Source organism: Staphylococcus sp. HMSC36A10, assembly GCF_001838845.1.
GTDB lineage: Bacteria > Bacillota > Bacilli > Staphylococcales > Staphylococcaceae > Staphylococcus > Staphylococcus aureus.
In genome coordinates, this window is sequence record NZ_KV839086.1 from 1 (window position 1) to 16,183 (window position 16,183).

The window sequence follows — 16,183 nt, forward strand, 5'->3', positions numbered from 1 at the left end:
AGAAACGGAATATGAAATTAATAAAGTTAAAGAAGTAGAGAAGTGTATTAAAGAGCAAGAGTAGCAGACATGTTATAGAAGGCTGTGCAATTTTACATTTGATTCAAAGAAGAAGGTAAACGATAAGATTATTTGCAACTTAAAAAGTCTATTAGCTTCTCGGTATCCATACATCATATGTATAAATGAGTTTAACTAATTAATAAATCACGATATAAATTTAAAATTGCCATTAATTGAAAAGGTTATTGTAGTGTATTTTATAAAGTTGATGCACATCGACTTATTTTTTAAAACTTATATCAAAAAAATATGAGAAAAGTATATACTATTAAAATGTTTTTTACTATAATTATAAATAGTTAAATATTTGGGAATTGAATAAATATATAGGAGGCAATTTTTAGAGATACATAGCAATGTAAAGGTATCAAATAGTTATTGCATAATTTATTATGATGACATAATTTTCAGTAGATAGTTGTAAATTAACACTGAAATAGATGTTTATATTAAGAAGACTTTAATATCATAATTAATCAAAATCTTGCGTCAAACATTTAAACGAATTTTAAGTTGATAACAATTGGCAAAACATTGTTCAAACATCACAATGATAAAGCATATTATCAGTATTGTAGTGTGTGGAAAATGACAGCCATCTAAGGAGAAAAATGATGAAAAGAATATTGGTAGTATTTTTAATGTTAGCAATTATATTGGCAGGTTGTTCTAATAAAGGTGAAAAGTATCAAAAAGATATTGATAAAGTGTACAAAGAACAGAATCAAATGAATAAAATTGCCTCGAAAGTACAAAACACTATTAAAACAGACATTAAACAAGAAGACAGTAATACACATGTTTATAAAGATGGTAAAGTCATTATTATTGGTATTCAATTGTATAAAGATCGTGAAAAAATGTATTATTTCGCATATGAAATAAAAGATGGTAAGGCAGAGATCAATAGAGAAATAGACCCAATTAAGTATATGAAAGACCATAAAGCAGATTATGAAGATGAAAATGTAGAAGTGGAAAAAGATTAACGTAGGCTTTCTTTAAAACTTTTAACCAGTTTCAAAAAGTAAATGAGCTTTAGCGACAATAATTTTTAAAATAAACACGATATAAATTTAAACATTTATATATAAGAACACAAACGCAAGTTTGTAAATAATAATAATAAAGGAGTAAGACAATGGAAAAATCGATCAAAATAATGACAATAATAGGAATTGTTGTTCAGGGTTTAGCAACGGTATTTAGTTTACTATTGATGGTTTTAGCAGCATCAGGTGTAATGACTACAGATGTGTCAACAACAGTTAATGGTGAGGTTGACCCAGTTGATGCAGAAACAGCAGCAGCAATTTTCACTGTATTATTCTTATCCCTATTCATATTTGGAATCATTTCAATTATTTTAGGTGCAATCGGTATGTTTAAAGCATCTAAAAACAAAAAAATGAGTGGTATATTGTTGATTATTGGAGCTGTAATAAGTGGTAACATAATTACATTTGCTTTATGGTTAATCAGTGGTATTAAACTACTTACTAATAACAAGCCTAAAGATGAAATAAGCGACTTATCATAAACATCGTATATTGAAATTTCAAGATTTCTTAACCGATTAAATAAAGTGCTCTCTTAGAAGTAGATTTTCAGTCAATAACTGCTTTTAAGAGAGCATTTTGTATTTGATAATGCTCATAGCATCGGACAAAAACCATTGACGAACTTAAAAAAATACGTTAGACAATGCACTTCTAAATATTAAAGGCATCGACTAACGCATTGTTCAAATATAGTTAATTATTTTTATAAAATTGATGATGATCATTCAAGTAAGCATAGAATAAACCTATAATGAGTCCGCCTCCAATATAGTTACCGATAAAAGCCGCAGCGATATTCGAAATAGCTGGTATGAAGTGCAATGTATCAACTTGATAAATTAAACCACCCATAAATAAGCAACTGTTGTAAACGACGTGTTCATAACCCATAAAGGCGAATATGGTAACACCGAACATCATGACAAACATTTTTGCGAGTACATCGTCAATTTGCATGGCAATAACTAATGAAATATTGATAAAGAAATTGGCGAATATCGCTTTCATTAATATACTTACAAAACCAGTAGACAACGTTTTATGCTCTATAACTGCTGATAACTGATTTAACATATCTGGCGTCATTACATTTGAAAAACGCATGAAACTAAATAAAATGGCAGCACCTAAAATATTTCCTGCAAAGCACAATAAAAATATTTTCAATACTCTAGTCGGTTTAATTACTTTATAATACAGGCCTACAGTAAAGTACATGAAGTTACTGGTTAGTAGTTCGGAGTTTGTAAATAAAATGAGTACTAACGCAAAGCTGAATGTAATGGCGCTGGCCATATTCACTATACCTGGTGGTAAATCTGGTTCGTGTGTTGCTTTAACTGATAGCACGAAGACCGTAATAATACCGATAATAAATCCTGCCATCATCGCGCGTAATAAATAACGTTTTAAATAAACGCTTTGTAATATATCTTTTGTTCTTATTGTTTCGACTACGTTATTTACCCAGTCGTCCCCATAAAATATTTTATCCCATTTAATATGTTTCTCCTTCACAATGACATCCTCACTTTTCATTTGTTAATCAGAGTATACTATGAATCGTCTTATTTGTGAATAATTTCACAAAATTAATTTTAAAAACTAATATTTTTGAATAACAGCTAGGATTTTTTAACAAATCATTTATTTTAAAATAATTAATCGTCAGTTAGTATCAATGAATAAATACAGATTTTCATACAAAAAGCCTAGTAACGATGGGTCAATCATTACTAGGTAGTGCGCATTTATTAAGTTGTAGCTTGTTTCGGACGGCGTATAAATACATCGATTATGAAACCGATAATAGCAAAGAGCATGAATGGTACAAGCCAAGCTAAATCGATATCTGCTAAAGGTAACATCATAAACGATTTCAAAATAACACCGTGTAATAAGTTAAAACTATTTAGTATTTGTAAAATTGAAATAATCAATGTAATAACAGTTGCGAGTCGATAGGCCCAACTGAATCTGAATGTGCTAAACATGTTAGCAAATGATATCAGTACAAGTGCAATAGACACGGGATATATTAATGTCAATAATGGGACAGCAATTTTTAAAATCATTTCTAAACCAAGTGTTGTAAATAAGAACCCTATGATAGAGAAAATAAGTGCAAATATTTTATAAGAAAACTTAGGTACGTGTTTCTTAGTAAATGTGGCGCAAGCATTGACGAGTCCTATACATGTTGTTAAACATGCAAGTATCACTGTCATACCAAATACTATGTTGCCAAATGAACCAAATACTCGTAATGAGTTGTACGTCAATATATCTGTACCATCTTTAAAGTTTCCTGGAGCTGTTGATGCCCCAACGTATGCAAGTGCAAAGTAAATCATTCCAAGTAATATGGCTGCAATAAGACCTGAAAAGCAGACATATTTTAAAATTTTCATGCGATCTGTGAGGCCTTTAAACTTATAGCCATTGACAATGACTACGGAAAAAGCTAACGCAGCAACAAGATCCATTGTAAAATAGCCTTCCAAACTTCCTGAAATGAAAGGATGTGTTATATATTTATCCTTAGGTGCACTTAGTGCAGATTCAGGGTTGAAAATGACAGCAATACTTAATAGAGCGACCATTAATAGTAATAATGGTGTTAATAATTTACCTAAATTATCAACGATTTTCGATGGATTTAAACTAATCCAGTAAACGATGGCAAAAAAGACTGCTGCGAATATAATTAAAGTCCATTGGTTGTGCACAGGTAAAATGTGTCTTGTACCAATTTCGTACGCGACATTTGCAGCACGTGGAATACCGTAAAATGCTCCGATAGACATGTAAATCACGACAGCAAAAATAAACCCGAACCATGGATGTATACGATTGCCTACACTTTCAACACCTTCATCATAAAATGCAACAACAATAACAGTAATAAAGGGGAGTAATATGCCTGTAAGAGCAAAGCCTAGCATACCAATCCACATATTTTGACCCGCTGTATGGCCAAGCATGGGCGGGAATATTAAATTTCCGGCTCCAAAAAATAGTGAAAATAACATGAGGCCCGAAATAATAACTTGTTTTTTCAATGTAATTTCCTTCCTAAAACTAGATATTCATAATAATTTAAAAAATCTGAAAAATAAAAACGTTCTTACTTTATCTTTAAATGACAATACTATGATTCTATTATTTTATAAAAAAGATTGCAATAATAACGTCTTGCTATTATTGGATAATGACAATTAAAGTGTCGTTTTTATGAATTAAAATAAGTGAAAATAAGTTGGAAATACGTTGGAGCGTTGTGATTTTTATGAGAAATTGTATGAGTGAGGACTGCTATTTATAAAAGGTAAACTATGGATGAGTTTATAGTTGTTCCAATAGGTAAATAAGAGATAGCACACTGTACACATAATGATACGTGGATGAGTGAATATGTCTGATAGGAAGGCCTAGTCACTCAAATGAATTTAAGTTTATTACGTGATAAATCACAAATCTCTCTCATGTGATAGGTCTCCCATTAAATCATGCTTATATGAAATGTTCACATATTTGTTAGCTTTTCAAGAAATAATATTAAATATCTTTTCATAGTATAGCAATATTAAATAAATGCATTTATAATTTTAACTGTATTTTAAATATTAATCATGAGGTGATAAGATGAATAAAATTTCAAAGTATATTGCAATAGCATCATTATCGGTAGCGGTTACAGTTTCAGCGCCACAAACGACAAATTCTACAGCGTTTGCCAAAAGTTCTGCTGAAGTTCAACAAACGCAACAAGCTTCTATACCAGCATCACAAAAGGTGAATCTTGGTAATCAAAATATTATGGCAGTGGCTTGGTATCAAAATTCAGCTGAAGCAAAAGCATTATATTTACAAGGTTATAACAGTGCGAAAGTTCAACTAGATAAAGAGATTAAAAAGAATAAGGGTAAACATAAGTTAGCTATTGCTTTGGATTTAGATGAAACAGTTTTAGATAATTCTCCATATCAAGGCTATGCATCAATACATAATAAATCTTTCCCAGAAGGTTGGCATGAATGGGTACAAGCTGCTAAAGCTAAACCTGTCTATGGCGCAAAAGAATTCTTGAAATATGCTGACAAAAAAGGTGTCGATATCTACTATATTTCTGATAGAGATAAAGAAAAAGATTTAAAGGCAACACAAAAGAACTTAAAACAACAAGGTATCCCTCAAGCTAAGAAGAGTCATATTTTACTAAAAGGTAAAGATGATAAGAGTAAAGAATCACGCAGACAAATAGTTCAAAAGGATCATAAACTTGTCATGCTATTTGGAGATAATTTATTAGACTTTACAGATCCAAAAGAAGCTACAGCTGAATCTCGTGAAGCATTAATTGAAAAACATAAAGACGATTTCGGTAAGAAATATATCATTTTCCCTAACCCAATGTATGGTAGTTGGGAAGCTACGATTTACAACAATAACTATAAAGCAAGTGACAAAGCAAAAGATAAATTACGTAAAAATGCTATTAAGCAATTCGATCCTAAAACAGGCGAAGTTAAATAATATATGAATTGGACGTCTACATGTACTTAAAGGTATATGTAGGCGTTTTTAAATTGATCCTTAATTTTAAATGTACCGTACAAAAATAATAGACAATTAATTGCATTTTCCATAAATTTGCTTTTAATATAAAAAGTTCGGGTATAATGAAGGATAAGTGTATGTATAACATTACAGAGCGCAACACGACGTACGTGCATCTAAGAATATAAACAATGTTTAAATCATAGTAGTAGGGAGAGAAATGCATGTTTTTAGCTTGGAATGAAATACGGCGCAACAAATTGAAGTTTGGACTAATTATTGGTGTGTTAACGATGATTAGTTACTTGCTATTTTTATTATCTGGATTGGCGAATGGTCTTATCAATATGAATAAAGAAGGCATTGATAAGTGGCAAGCAGATGCCATTGTTCTAAATAAAGATGCCAATCAAACTGTGCAACAATCTGTTTTTAACAAGAAAGATATTGAAAATAAATACAAGAAACAAGCTACATTGAAGCAAACAGGAGAAATAGTTTCTAATGGTCATCAAAAAGACAATGTTTTAGTGTTCGGTGTTGAAAAGTCATCACTTTTAGTTCCGAGTTTAATAGAAGGGCATAAAGCGACTAAAGATAATGAAGTGTTAGCTGATGAAACACTTAAAAATAAAGGATTTAAAATTGGCGACACATTATCACTATCTCAATCAGATGAAAAATTGCATATCGTAGGTTTTACAGAAAGTGCAAAATATAATGCGTCACCAGTCATTTTCACGAATGACGCTACCATTGCCAAGATCAATCCTAGATTGACTGGAGATAAAATTAATGCAGTTGTTGTACGTGATACAAATTGGAAAGACAAAAAATTAAACCAAGAGCTTGAAGCGGTAAGTATTAATGACTTTATTGAAAATTTACCAGGTTATAAACCACAGAACTTAACATTAAACTTTATGATTTCATTCTTATTTGTCATTTCAGCTACAGTTATAGGCATTTTCTTATATGTCATGACATTACAAAAAACAAGTTTATTTGGCATATTAAAGGCTCAAGGATTTACGAATGGCTATTTAGCGAACGTAGTTATTTCGCAGACGCTCATATTAGCATTATTTGGTACGGCATTTGGCTTACTGTTAACAGGCGTTACAGGTGCATTTTTACCTGATGCAGTACCTGTCAAATTCGATGTACTAACATTGCTCGTATTTGCAATTGTGTTAATGATTGTCTCTGTATTAGGAAGTTTATTCTCCATTTTAACAATTAGAAAAATAGATCCGTTAAAGGCGATCGGGTAGGAGGTGTAGCAAATGTTGAAATTTGAAAATGTAACAAAGTCATTTAAAGATGGGAATCGTAACATTGAAGCGGTTAAAGATACAAATTTTGAGATAAATAAAGGTGATATTATAGCATTGGTTGGACCTTCTGGCTCTGGTAAAAGTACATTTCTAACTATGGCAGGTGCTTTACAAACACCGACATCTGGGCACATTTTAATCAATAACCAAGATATTACGACAATGAAGCAAAAAGCATTGGCAAAAGTTAGAATGTCTGAAATAGGTTTTATTTTACAAGCTACAAACCTTGTACCATTTTTAACGGTAAAGCAACAATTTACATTATTGAAAAAGAAAAATAAGAATGTTATGTCTAATGAAGACTATCAGCAACTTATGTCACAATTAGGTCTAACATCATTGCTTAATAAGTTACCTTCAGAAATTTCAGGTGGTCAGAAACAACGTGTGGCGATAGCCAAAGCGTTGTATACGAATCCGTCGATTATTTTAGCGGATGAACCTACCGCGGCGTTAGATACTGAAAATGCGATTGAAGTTATTAAAATTCTACGTGATCAAGCCAAAAAAAGAAAGAAAGCATGTATTATTGTTACACATGATGAACGACTTAAAGCATATTGTGATCGTTCATATCATATGAAAGATGGCGTCCTTAATTTTGAAAATGAAACAGTAGAATAGTTTTATTAAGCCGGTACATCATGTGCCGGTATTTTTATGTTTATGTATTATTTGAATAAACTTTCACATTCAATTAATAATAATTATTATCGGAAATTAGAAATATTCCGTGAAATATAATATTTTTTGTAGTAAAATGGCCTCTAAGTATTCAATATTTAAATATGGGGATTGAATATAAAATTATCGTAATGGGGGTCAATGGTTATGGATTTATTGATAGGTACTTTATTTTTATTTTTGGTCTTAGTGATTTTTACATTATTTACATATAAAGCGCCTAATGGTATGCGTGCCATGGGAGCATTAGCTAATGCAGCAATCGCAACATTTTTAGTAGAAGCATTTAATAAATATGTTGGTGGCGAAGTATTCGGTATTAAATTTTTAGAAGAGCTAGGAGACGCTGCGGGAGGTCTAGGTGGTGTCGCTGCCGCTGGATTAACAGCATTAGCTATCGGTGTGTCACCAGTATATGCATTAGTTATAGCAGCCGCGTGCGGTGGTATGGATTTATTACCAGGTTTCTTTGCGGGTTATATGATTGGATATGTGATGAAATATACAGAGAAATATGTGCCGGATGGTGTCGACTTAATTGGATCGATTGTCATCTTAGCACCATTAGCTCGTCTTATTGCAGTATTATTAACGCCAGTAGTGAATAGTACATTGATTCGAATTGGTGATATTATCCAAAGTAGTACGAATACGAATCCAATTATCATGGGTATCATTTTAGGTGGTATTATCACGGTTGTCGGCACAGCGCCATTGAGTTCAATGGCATTGACAGCATTATTAGGTTTAACGGGTGTACCTATGGCTATTGGTGCCATGGCAGCATTTAGTTCGGCATTTATGAATGGGACGCTATTCCATCGCTTAAAATTAGGTGATCGTAAGTCTACGATTGCAGTAAGTATTGAACCTTTATCACAAGCAGATATTGTATCAGCCAATCCAATTCCAATCTATATTACAAATTTCTTTGGTGGTGCGATTGCTGGTTTAATTATTGCTATGTCAGGTTTAATTAACGATGCGACAGGTACAGCTACACCGATTGCAGGATTTTTAGTAATGTTTGGATTTAATCATCCAATGACTATTGTAATTTATGGTGTAGTAATGGCGATTGTAGGTGCGCTTGCAGGTTATCTTGGTTCAATCGTATTTAAAAAATATCCAATTGTTACTAAGCAAGACATGATTAATCGAGGTGCAGTTGACGCATAGCATCATCATATTGAATAGTAAAAACAAATAAAACATAGTAACGTGATTCAGTCGATGAAAAAATCGATAATGAGTCACGTTTTTTTATAGAAAAATATAAGACATAAAAATGTCATAATTTATTGTCGACAAATATCATACTGTATAAACATTTATCATTTTCTCAAGTACCTTTTACACGATGGAATGAACTTACTTTTTACGAAATTATGCGTATTTTATAAACAAATATCATTGATATAACGGCAAATGTAAGCGTTTACAACAGAAATAACAGCATGCTACGATATTTTTGTAAATTCACTGATTCAAGTATTTTAAGTCAATATGAGGAGGGATGTTATGAGCGATTCTGAGAAAGAAATTTTAAAAAGAATTAAAGATAATCCGTTTATTTCACAACGTGAACTTGCTGAGGCAATTGGATTATCTAGACCCAGCGTAGCAAACATTATTTCAGGATTAATACAAAAGGAATATGTTATGGGAAAGGCATATGTTTTAAATGAAGATTATCCTATTGTTTGTATTGGCGCAGCGAATGTAGATCGTAAGTTTTATGTGCATAAAGATTTAGTTGCAGAAACATCAAATCCTGTAACGTCAACACGCTCTATTGGTGGCGTAGCAAGAAATATTGCTGAGAACTTAGGTAGGCTTGGCGAAACGGTCGCTTTTTTATCTGCTAGTGGACAAGATAGTGAATGGGAAATGATTAAACGATTGTCCACACCATTTATGAATTTGGATCATGTTCAACAATTTGAAAATGCGAGTACAGGTTCATATACAGCTTTAATTAGTAAAGAAGGCGACATGACATATGGCTTAGCAGATATGGAAGTGTTTGACTACATTACGCCTGAATTTTTAATTAAGCGTTCACACTTATTGAAAAAGGCTAAGTGCATTATTGTCGATTTGAATTTAGGCAAAGAGGCATTAAACTTCTTATGTGCCTATACCACGAAACATCAAATCAAATTAGTTATCACCACGGTTTCTTCCCCAAAAATGAAAAATATGCCTGATTCATTACATGCTATTGATTGGATTATCACGAATAAAGATGAAACAGAAACATACTTAAATTTAAAAATAGAATCTACTGATGATTTAAAAATAGCTGCTAAACGCTGGAATGATTTAGGTGTTAAAAATGTTATTGTGACAAATGGCGTGAAAGAACTCATTTATCGAAGTGGTGAGGAAGAAATCATCAAGTCAGTTATGCCATCAAATAGTGTGAAAGATGTTACAGGTGCAGGCGATTCATTCTGTGCTGCAGTAGTATATAGCTGGTTAAATGGGATGTCTACTGAAGATATATTAATTGCTGGTATGGTTAACGCAAAGAAAACGATAGAAACGAAATATACAGTTAGGCAAAACCTAGATCAACAGCAACTTTATCACGATATGGAGGATTATAAAAATGGCAAATTTACAAAAGTATATTGAGTATTCTCGAGAAGTTCAGCAAGCACGGGAGAACAATCAACCGATTGTAGCATTAGAATCAACAATTATTTCGCATGGTATGCCGTACCCACAAAATGTTGAAATGGCAACAACAGTAGAGCAAATTATCAGGAATAATGGTGCCATTCCAGCAACCATAGCCATTATAGATGGCAAAATTAAAATTGGTTTAGAAAGCGAAGATTTAGAAATAATGGCAACTAGTAAAGACGTTGCTAAAGTATCTAGAAGGGATTTAGCAGAAGTTGTTGCGATGAAGTGTGTTGGTGCTACTACTGTAGCGACGACGATGATATGTGCTGCAATGGCTGGTATTCAATTTTTTGTTACAGGAGGTATTGGGGGCGTCCATAAAGGTGCAGAACATACGATGGACATTTCAGCAGACTTAGAAGAACTGTCTAAAACAAATGTCACTGTTATCTGTGCAGGTGCCAAATCAATTTTAGACTTACCTAAGACGATGGAGTATTTAGAAACAAAAGGCGTTCCAGTTATTGGATATCAAACGAATGAATTGCCAGCATTCTTCACTCGCGAAAGCGGTGTTAAGTTAACAAGTTCGGTTGAAACGCCAGAACGACTTGCTGACATTCATTTAACAAAACAGCAGTTAAATCTTGAAGGTGGCATTGTTGTTGCTAATCCAATTCCATATGAGCATGCCTTATCAAAAGCATATATTGAGGCAATCATAAATGAAGCTGTTGTTGAAGCGGAAAATCAAGGTATTAAAGGTAAGGACGCCACACCGTTCTTGTTAGGGAAAATTGTAGAAAAAACGAATGGTAAAAGTTTAGCAGCAAATATAAAACTTGTTGAAAACAATGCGGCGTTGGGTGCTAAAATTGCTGTCGCTGTTAATAAATTATTGTAGGTGATGATACATGAATATTTTATTCGCTATCACAGGGATAGCATTTGCACTATTTGTTGCGTTTTTATTCAGTTTTGATCGTAAAAACATAGACTTCAAAAAGACGTTAATAATGATATTTATTCAAGTGTTGATTGTGTTATTTATGATGAACACAACGATTGGTTTAACAATCTTAACTGCATTAGGCTCATTTTTTGAAGGGTTAATAAATGTTAGTAAAGCAGGTATAAACTTTGTTTTTGGAGATATACAAAATAAAAATGGCTTTACGTTCTTTTTAAATGTGTTACTGCCATTAGTGTTCATTTCTGTATTAATAGGCATTTTTAATTATATTAAGGTATTACCATTTATTATCAAATATGTAGGTATCGCTATTAATAAAATAACGAGAATGGGGCGCTTAGAAAGTTACTTTGCTATTTCAACAGCAATGTTTGGACAACCAGAAGTATATTTAACAATAAAAGATATTATTCCAAGATTATCTAGAGCGAAATTATATACAATTGCGACGTCTGGTATGAGTGCTGTTAGTATGGCAATGTTGGGTTCATATATGCAGATGATTGAGCCCAAGTTCGTAGTTACAGCTGTAATGTTAAATATTTTTAGTGCGCTTATCATCGCCAGTGTAATCAATCCCTATAAATCTGATGATAGTGATGTTGAAATTGATAACTTAACTAAATCAACGGAAACGAAATCAGTGAATGGAAAAACAGGAAAACCTAAGAAAGTTGCCTTTTTCCAAATGATTGGTGATAGTGCGATGGATGGGTTTAAAATCGCTGTTGTAGTAGCCGTGATGTTGTTAGCGTTTATTTCATTAATGGAAGCAATCAATATCATTTTTGGTAGTGTTGGTTTGAATTTTAAACAGTTAATTGGTTATTTGTTTGCACCTATCGCATTCTTAATGGGGATTCCTTGGAGTGAAGCTGTTCCAGCTGGCTCTTTAATGGCTACAAAATTAATTACAAATGAGTTTGTAGCAATGCTAGATTTTAAAAATGTTTTGGGTGACGTATCAGCTAGAACACAAGGTATTATCTCAGTTTACTTAGTGAGTTTTGCTAATTTCGGTACTGTTGGTATCATCGTTGGTTCAATTAAAGGAATTAGTGATAAGCAAGGAGAAAAAGTTGCATCCTTTGCAATGAGGTTGCTACTTGGTTCAACTCTAGCTTCAATCATTTCAGGATCAATTATTGGCTTAGTATTGTAAATTAATCGAAGTATCTAAATTAAATTCATGGCAAAGCTAAACCCCGTCACCAAGTTGGCGCAACAGCGCATCATAACTTAGTGACGGGGTTTTATCATAACAATCTACTTTTTCGTAGCCGTTTTTGAAATGTATGTTGATGGTTTATCTTTTTCAAAAATTGTTAATCCCGTTATATCTTTTTTATGTTTTGAAGGGACAATGAAGCTAAGTATATAAGCAAAGACAAAAGCAACTGTAAATGAAATGGTAGATACATAGAAAGGTGAGTTACCTTTGCCAACATCATTATAGACGTAAGCAAAGATGATACCCAATATTAATCCACAAATAACACCGAATGTATTCGTACGTTTAGTGAAAATACCAACTGCAAATACACCAGCCAATGGAACGCCGAATAATCCAGTCACAAACAAGAATAAATCCCATAAGTCATTTGAATTAGAAGCAATTAAGTATAGTGACATTCCAAAACCGAAAATACCTGCAATGATGATGACCAAACGAGCAAAGTTAACTTCGTGTCGCTCGCTACCTTTTCCGAAGAAGCGTTGCTTAATGTCGATTGAAATACAAGCAGATATAGAATTTAAACTAGATGAAATGGTAGACTGTGCAGCGGCGAAAATGGCTGCAATAAGTAATCCTGCTACAAATGGTGGCATCTCAGTCAAAATGAAATATGGCACTACAGATGATGTATTGAAGCCTTTTGGTAAAACAGCTTCATGTGTATAAAATGAATACAGCATTGTACCCATACCATAAAATAAGGGTGCTGAAATTAAAGCTAGGATACCATTTGTCCATAACGATTTATTTGTTTCTTTTAAACTATCAGAAGCTTGATAACGCTGCACGACGTCTTGACTCGCTGTGTATTGATACAAGTTGTTGAAAATATTTCCTAGGAAAATAATTGGAATGGCAGCTGCCGCAGTGTTTAGCTTCCAATTATCTGCACTAATTAATTTTTTGTGCTCAATCGCATCTGCAAAGACAGTGCCAAAACCGCCTTTAATGTTCATAACACCTAGAATAATAATAACTAAAGCGCCGCCTAATAAAATGACGCCTTGAATGAAATCACTCCAAACCACACCTTCGAATCCACCTAAAAATGTATATAAAATACATAGTAAACCAACGAGTGATGCAACGATATAAGGGTTCATGTCTGATACAGATGTGATTGCTAATGTTGGTAAGTAGATAACGATTGCAACACGCCCTAAATGGTAAACGACAAATAATAATGAGCCAATGACACGTATGCTAGGGCCAAATCTAGCTTCTAAATATTCATATGCAGATGTTACCTTTAACTTTTTAAAGAAAGGGACATAGAAATAAATAAGTAATGGAATAATTGCTACGATAGCGATGTTACCTGCAATATATGACCAATCTGTTAAAAATGCTTTCTCTGGTGTCGACATAAACGTAATTGCACTTAATGTAGTAGCATAAATTGAAAAGCCAACTACCCAAGATGGCAAGCGACCACTTGCAGTAAAGAAACTATTCGTACTTTGACTCGCGCGCTTGGTAAAATAAACGCCAATGAGTAACATAGCTAGTAGATAAATGATAACGGCAACCCAGTTTAGTGTGCCAAATCCAACTTCTTTCATGGGAAACATCCCCTTTACAATGTATTGATTCTTTGATGTCTATAAATCGTATTTTGCAATGAGTTGATCTAATGTTTGTCGATGTGCTTCGTTAAAAGGTTTGAAAGGTCTTTTCGGTAATCCTGCATCAATGCCACGGTGACGTAGTATTTCTTTCAATGTTGGATAAATCCCCGTTGATAACACTGTTTCGATGATGTCGTTCGAATCATGTTGTAGTTGGTAAGCTTCTTGAATTTGACCTTGTCGTGCTAAGTCGAAGATTTTTCTAGCACGGCGACCATTAACGTTATATGTAGAACCAATTGCACCATCTACGCCAGAAATCGTAGCTTGAACTAACATTTCATCAAAGCCAGATAAGATTAATTTGTCTGGGAATGCTTTTCTAATACGTTCGAGTAGGAAGAAGTTCGGCGCTGTATATTTAACACCAACAATTTTTTCGTGATTAAATAGCTCGCTGAATTGTTCAATAGAAATATTCACACCTGTTAAATCTGGTATTGCATAAATAATCATATTGTTCTGTGTTGCTTCGATAATATCGAAATAGTAATCTCTAATTTCTTCAAAAGTAAATGGATAGTAGAATGGTGTTACGGCAGAAAGTGCATCATAACCGAGTTCTGTGGCATATTTCCCAAGTTCAATGGCTTCATTTAAATCTAACGAACCTACTTGAGCAATCAATTTCACTTTATCCCCAACTGCCTCTTTGGCAACTTTGAAAACTTGCTTCTTCTGCTCTGTATTTAATAAAAAGTTTTCGCCTGAGCTACCATTTACATAAAGACCGTCTAATTCTTCAGTTTCAATGGCATTTTGAGCAATTTGTTTGAGTCCTTGTTCATTTACTTGACCATTTTCATCAAAAGGAACGAGTAACGCAGCATATAAACCTTTTAAATCTTTGTTCATTATGAAGTCCCTCCAAAAATCATTTGATAATATAGTTTACAGCTATAATTGTAAACGCTATCATAAAATGTAACAATATCTTTTTGAAAATTGTAGTCATATTTATGTATAATTAATGAAAATGTTTTTCAAAATCAATAGAAATGGAGTGAGTAAGGTGTATTACATCGCAATCGATATTGGAGGCACTCAAATTAAATCGGCAGTTATTGATAAGCAATTGAATATGTTTGACTATCAACAAATACCAACGCCGGACAACAAAAGTGAGCTTATTACTGACAAAGTATATGAGATTGTAACAGGATATATGAAGCAATATCAGTTGATCCAACCTGTCATAGGTATTTCATCAGCAGGCGTTGTTGATGAACAAAAAGGCGAAATTGTATACGCAGGGCCAACCATTCCGAATTATAAAGGTACTAATTTTAAGCGATTATTAAAATCATTGTCTCCTTATGTCAAAGTAAAAAATGATGTAAACGCTGCATTACTAGGCGAATTGAAATTACATCAATATCAAGCAGAACGGATCTTTTGTATGACGCTTGGTACAGGCATTGGGGGTGCGTACAAGAATAATCAAGGTCATATTGATAATGGTGAGCTTCATAAGGCAAATGAAGTTGGGTATTTATTGTATCGTCCAACTGAAAATACAACGTTTGAGCAACGTGCTGCAACGAGTGCATTGAAAAAGCGCATGATTGACGGAGGATTTACGAGAAGCACACATGTGCCAGTATTGTTTGAAGCAGCTGAAGAAGGTGATGATATTGCAAAACAAATATTGAATGAGTGGGCAGAAGATGTAGCAGAAGGGATTGCCCAAATACAAGTCATGTATGATCCAGGGCTTATATTAATTGGTGGCGGTATATCTGAACAAGGAGACAATCTCATTAAATATATCGAGCCGAAAGTTGCACACTATTTACCAAAAGACTATGTTTATGCACCAATACAAACGACTAAGAGTAAAAATGATGCAGCATTATATGGCTGTTTGCAATGATAGTTGAAAGAAGGAGTCATTCTAAAATAGAATTTGAAACCGTTACGAGAGATGAGAGCTGTTGTTAGTTCCACACATCACACTCTATCTAGGACCAATCTAAACTATATCAACCAACAGTGTGCCACGG

Annotated in this window: 15 protein-coding genes; 10 read left to right on the forward strand and 5 right to left on the reverse strand. The window is 33.2% G+C overall.

Annotated elements, in window-relative coordinates; genetic code table 11:
• Nucleotides 1–677 precede the first annotated feature (677 nt).
• Together HMPREF3247_RS03010 and HMPREF3247_RS03015 are read left to right on the forward strand one after the other, a co-directional pair.
• Complete coding sequence (locus HMPREF3247_RS03010) at nt 678–1,052, forward strand: DUF4467 domain-containing protein (RefSeq protein WP_000822160.1); 375 nt, start codon at nt 678–680, stop codon at nt 1,050–1,052.
• 152 nt (nt 1,053–1,204) lie between these two features.
• Nucleotides 1,205–1,603, forward strand: coding sequence for a DUF4064 domain-containing protein (locus HMPREF3247_RS03015; RefSeq protein ID WP_000415675.1), 399 nt, complete (start codon nt 1,205–1,207; stop codon nt 1,601–1,603).
• 214 nt (nt 1,604–1,817) lie between these two features.
• Here HMPREF3247_RS03015 and HMPREF3247_RS03020 read toward each other — a convergent pair whose 3' ends face one another.
• Nucleotides 1,818–2,642 (reverse strand): formate/nitrite transporter family protein, encoded by an 825-nt coding sequence (locus tag HMPREF3247_RS03020; RefSeq protein ID WP_000659770.1) that lies wholly within the window; start codon nt 2,640–2,642, stop codon nt 1,818–1,820.
• 236 nt (nt 2,643–2,878) lie between these two features.
• Nucleotides 2,879–4,186, reverse strand: a complete 1,308-nt coding sequence (brnQ, locus tag HMPREF3247_RS03025) for a branched-chain amino acid transport system II carrier protein BrnQ2 (RefSeq protein ID WP_000745114.1) — start codon at nt 4,184–4,186, stop codon at nt 2,879–2,881.
• A gap of 583 nt (nt 4,187–4,769) precedes the next feature.
• Between brnQ and HMPREF3247_RS03030 the strand changes: the two genes are divergently transcribed.
• From HMPREF3247_RS03030 to HMPREF3247_RS03045, 3 genes are all read left to right on the forward strand, one after another.
• Entirely contained in the window at nt 4,770–5,660 is an 891-nt protein-coding gene (locus HMPREF3247_RS03030) for a 5'-nucleotidase, lipoprotein e(P4) family (protein ID WP_001033886.1), read from the forward strand.
• A gap of 248 nt (nt 5,661–5,908) precedes the next feature.
• Nucleotides 5,909–6,958: an ABC transporter permease gene (locus tag HMPREF3247_RS03040; protein ID WP_000477936.1), complete on the forward strand. Its 1,050-nt coding sequence runs from the start codon at nt 5,909–5,911 to the stop codon at nt 6,956–6,958.
• A gap of 12 nt (nt 6,959–6,970) precedes the next feature.
• The gene (locus HMPREF3247_RS03045; protein WP_064129957.1) at nt 6,971–7,648 is read left to right on the forward strand and encodes an ABC transporter ATP-binding protein; all 678 of its coding nucleotides are present in this window, start codon (nt 6,971–6,973) and stop codon (nt 7,646–7,648) included.
• Nucleotides 7,649–7,806: 158 nt separating this feature from the next.
• Here the strand turns inward: HMPREF3247_RS03045 and HMPREF3247_RS14910 are convergent, their stop codons facing one another.
• Nucleotides 7,807–7,947: a hypothetical protein gene (locus HMPREF3247_RS14910; protein ID WP_011446983.1), complete on the reverse strand. Its 141-nt coding sequence runs from the start codon at nt 7,945–7,947 to the stop codon at nt 7,807–7,809.
• Here HMPREF3247_RS14910 and HMPREF3247_RS03050 point away from each other — a divergent pair.
• The 4 genes from HMPREF3247_RS03050 to HMPREF3247_RS03065 all read left to right on the forward strand — a co-directional run bounded on the left by HMPREF3247_RS03050 (nt 7,898) and on the right by HMPREF3247_RS03065 (nt 12,477).
• Nucleotides 7,898–8,887, forward strand: coding sequence for a PTS sugar transporter subunit IIC (locus tag HMPREF3247_RS03050; RefSeq protein ID WP_001822575.1), 990 nt, complete (start codon nt 7,898–7,900; stop codon nt 8,885–8,887). The genes HMPREF3247_RS14910 and HMPREF3247_RS03050 overlap by 50 nt on opposite strands.
• A gap of 342 nt (nt 8,888–9,229) precedes the next feature.
• Nucleotides 9,230–10,348 (forward strand): carbohydrate kinase, encoded by a 1,119-nt coding sequence (locus tag HMPREF3247_RS03055; protein WP_001283968.1) that lies wholly within the window; start codon nt 9,230–9,232, stop codon nt 10,346–10,348.
• Nucleotides 10,323–11,246 carry a pseudouridine-5'-phosphate glycosidase gene (locus tag HMPREF3247_RS03060; protein ID WP_000002075.1) on the forward strand — a complete coding sequence of 308 codons (924 nt, stop codon included), beginning with the start codon at nt 10,323–10,325 and terminating at the stop codon, nt 11,244–11,246. Before HMPREF3247_RS03055 ends, HMPREF3247_RS03060 begins: the two co-directional genes overlap by 26 nt.
• A 10-nt stretch (nt 11,247–11,256) precedes the next feature.
• Nucleotides 11,257–12,477: a NupC/NupG family nucleoside CNT transporter gene (locus tag HMPREF3247_RS03065; protein ID WP_001022968.1), complete on the forward strand. Its 1,221-nt coding sequence runs from the start codon at nt 11,257–11,259 to the stop codon at nt 12,475–12,477.
• A 104-nt stretch (nt 12,478–12,581) separates the two neighbouring features.
• Here the strand turns inward: HMPREF3247_RS03065 and HMPREF3247_RS03070 are convergent, their stop codons facing one another.
• Together HMPREF3247_RS03070 and HMPREF3247_RS03075 are read right to left on the reverse strand one after the other, a co-directional pair.
• Nucleotides 12,582–14,114, reverse strand: coding sequence for a sodium:solute symporter family protein (locus HMPREF3247_RS03070; protein ID WP_000665749.1), 1,533 nt, complete (start codon nt 14,112–14,114; stop codon nt 12,582–12,584).
• A gap of 39 nt (nt 14,115–14,153) precedes the next feature.
• Nucleotides 14,154–15,035 carry an N-acetylneuraminate lyase gene (locus HMPREF3247_RS03075; protein ID WP_001030741.1) on the reverse strand — a complete coding sequence of 294 codons (882 nt, stop codon included), beginning with the start codon at nt 15,033–15,035 and terminating at the stop codon, nt 14,154–14,156.
• A 157-nt stretch (nt 15,036–15,192) separates the two neighbouring features.
• Here HMPREF3247_RS03075 and HMPREF3247_RS03080 point away from each other — a divergent pair, with 157 nt between their 5' ends.
• A complete protein-coding gene (locus HMPREF3247_RS03080; RefSeq protein ID WP_000291439.1) occupies nt 15,193–16,053 on the forward strand; it encodes an ROK family protein in 861 nt (286 codons plus the stop codon).
• The last annotated feature ends 130 nt before the right edge of the window (nt 16,054–16,183 follow it).

Excerpts from the sequence above, each read along its gene's own strand:
- HMPREF3247_RS03010 (WP_000822160.1), top strand. The coding sequence starts at position 678 with ATGAAAAGAATATTGGTAGTATTTTTAATGTTAGCAATTATATTGGCA.
- HMPREF3247_RS03015 (WP_000415675.1), top strand. The coding sequence starts at position 1,205 with ATGGAAAAATCGATCAAAATAATGACAATAATAGGAATTGTTGTTCAG.
- HMPREF3247_RS03030 (WP_001033886.1), top strand. The coding sequence starts at position 4,770 with ATGAATAAAATTTCAAAGTATATTGCAATAGCATCATTATCGGTAGCG.
- HMPREF3247_RS03040 (WP_000477936.1), top strand. The coding sequence starts at position 5,909 with ATGTTTTTAGCTTGGAATGAAATACGGCGCAACAAATTGAAGTTTGGA.
- HMPREF3247_RS03045 (WP_064129957.1), top strand. The coding sequence starts at position 6,971 with ATGTTGAAATTTGAAAATGTAACAAAGTCATTTAAAGATGGGAATCGT.
- HMPREF3247_RS14910 (WP_011446983.1), bottom strand. The coding sequence starts at position 7,947 with ATGGCACGCATACCATTAGGCGCTTTATATGTAAATAATGTAAAAATC.
- HMPREF3247_RS03055 (WP_001283968.1), top strand. The coding sequence starts at position 9,230 with ATGAGCGATTCTGAGAAAGAAATTTTAAAAAGAATTAAAGATAATCCG.
- HMPREF3247_RS03060 (WP_000002075.1), top strand. The coding sequence starts at position 10,323 with ATGGCAAATTTACAAAAGTATATTGAGTATTCTCGAGAAGTTCAGCAA.
- HMPREF3247_RS03065 (WP_001022968.1), top strand. The coding sequence starts at position 11,257 with ATGAATATTTTATTCGCTATCACAGGGATAGCATTTGCACTATTTGTT.
- HMPREF3247_RS03070 (WP_000665749.1), bottom strand. The coding sequence starts at position 14,114 with ATGAAAGAAGTTGGATTTGGCACACTAAACTGGGTTGCCGTTATCATT.
- HMPREF3247_RS03075 (WP_001030741.1), bottom strand. The coding sequence starts at position 15,035 with ATGAACAAAGATTTAAAAGGTTTATATGCTGCGTTACTCGTTCCTTTT.